We start from the raw sequence: 1,201 nt of genomic DNA, 5'->3' as shown, positions 1-1,201 counted from the left end.
ACTCATTAACCAACATATAAAAAATCCCTACCAACAAAAGCTGGTAGGGATTATTACGCAATATTAGGATCGTTCAAGTGCCTTAAACGATCGGCATTATCCTAAAACAGGAGGGCTTTTTTACATTCCTTTACCTTTACATTCATTTCTTATTCATCCCCGTTTAACTAGCCTACGTAGTGTCATAAAGAACGAAATAACTTAGGCACTGAAACCCACTCCCTTTTTAAACTCTTTTACAGAGCCTAAATAAAATGCAAGAAAAATAAGAAAGCGGAGGAAGTATGAAATCAATGATGGATAAGTTGCTGGGCGAGGCAAGTAAATACCTAGATAAAGGGAAAACAGATTCCGGTAAGCAATCCAGTTCGTCGAACGATCTTCTCAAAGGCGCATTAGGCGGTGGCTTGGTCGGTGCGCTGTTGGGTAACAAGAAAACCCGCAAGCTAGCGAAAAAATACGGGACAAAGGCTGCAGCCGTCGGTGGTACCGCACTGGTGGGAACATTGGCCTATCAGGCATACAAAAAATGGCAGCAAGATGAGGCGACGCCGAGTACAGCGTCAGTTTCTGAGCCTGTGTTTCAGCAGCAACTCGACGATAAGGCGGGTTTGCTTATTCAGGCAATGGTATTTGCCGCTAAATCTGATGGGCACATTGATCAGCAGGAACGTGCTGCCATTACCAATTGGGCTGCCGAGCAGAACTTAGGACTTGATAGCGAGACTGCTATTTTGCAGTGGGTAGATGCACCACTGGATCCGAACGCACTGAGCCAACAGGTGGATAATATGGCATTGGCCTCTGAAGTGTACCTGGTTTCGCTTCTCGCAATAGATGTGGATCATTTCTTGGAGCGGGCATATCTCGATGAGTTGGCAAAGGCATTGGAATTACCAGCAGAGTTAGTAGCGCGAATAGAAGAACAAGCTGAAGTTTAGTTGGTAAATTCAGCTGAATTTGAGTTTATTGATTAATTTATAGTCACTTGGTTTACTTTGGTGAAATTATTACGTTTTAAGTATTGCCAAAGCCAACCAAGTCTCTATAATGCGCCTCCGTTGTCACGGCAAAGCACTGAATCAGAGCAGTTGTGGCAAACATTGTTCTTTAACAATTTGACCATGCAATCTGTGTGGGCACTCGTGAAATGATAGTCAACAAAAGAATTATCAATGAAACTGAGTGACCAATACAAATA

At 43.1% G+C, this 1,201-nt stretch carries 1 protein-coding gene; it reads left to right on the top strand.

Going from position 1 to position 1,201, the window contains the following annotated elements:
- Positions 1–284 precede the first annotated feature (284 nt).
- Positions 285–941 (top strand): tellurite resistance TerB family protein, encoded by a 657-nt coding sequence (locus BIZ37_RS30220; RefSeq protein WP_187464682.1) that lies wholly within the window; start codon positions 285–287, stop codon positions 939–941.
- Positions 942–1,201: the final 260 nt, after the last annotated feature.

Source organism: Photobacterium sp. BZF1 (genome assembly GCF_014349205.1).
GTDB lineage: Bacteria > Pseudomonadota > Gammaproteobacteria > Enterobacterales > Vibrionaceae > Photobacterium.
Note: the sequence above shows the minus strand (reverse complement) of the source record. Positions and strands in the feature narration are given on the sequence as shown.